Genomic DNA, 546 nt, shown 5'->3' with positions numbered 1-546 from the left:
CAAGCTTTAACGAAGCAATTATCGACGTCAGCACACTCCTGACACATATCAGTCAATTGCCTAGCCCCTAACCTCATTGAATAGCACTGGGCATATACTGACGTGGCAACAAACGTAAATGAATAAGCTAACTACATCACTATCCTTCAAGTTAGCGATACCAAGCATCCTTATTGGCACGATATTTTTGCTGTCCGTCTCGCTATTATTCTCTTATCACGCAGAGCGAACATTAGAGCGTGAAAGCAATATAATTGCCCAGCATATACAAGACACGCTACTTATCGCTAATGAAACCAATGCTAACACAGCTAATTTAAGGCGTATTGTTAAAGCCTTAACGGCACGAAATGACATGACCCGCTTGCTCCCGGTGGAACAGGCAAGTGGCATTATCAGCGCAGACAGCCAAGAAGAAAATATTGGCCAAAATGTTCATAATTCACTCGACAATGCCCAATTAGAAACCTAGAAGCGTTTCATCACAAATGGACAAAACCAGAATCATCAAATTAGCGATGACGGTTTTTTTCATCATGCTCGCAT

The 546-nt window shown here is 41.9% G+C and carries 1 protein-coding gene; it reads left to right on the top strand.

What is annotated here, in order from left to right; genetic code table 11:
• Nucleotides 1-118: 118 nt before the first annotated feature.
• A complete protein-coding gene (locus A3756_RS05440; protein ID WP_068510086.1) occupies nt 119-472 on the top strand; it encodes a hypothetical protein in 354 nt (117 codons plus the stop codon).
• The last annotated feature ends 74 nt before the right edge of the window (nt 473-546 follow it).

Source organism: Oleiphilus sp. HI0086, from assembly GCF_001635225.1.
This window is presented reverse-complemented; position numbering and strand designations above follow the sequence as displayed.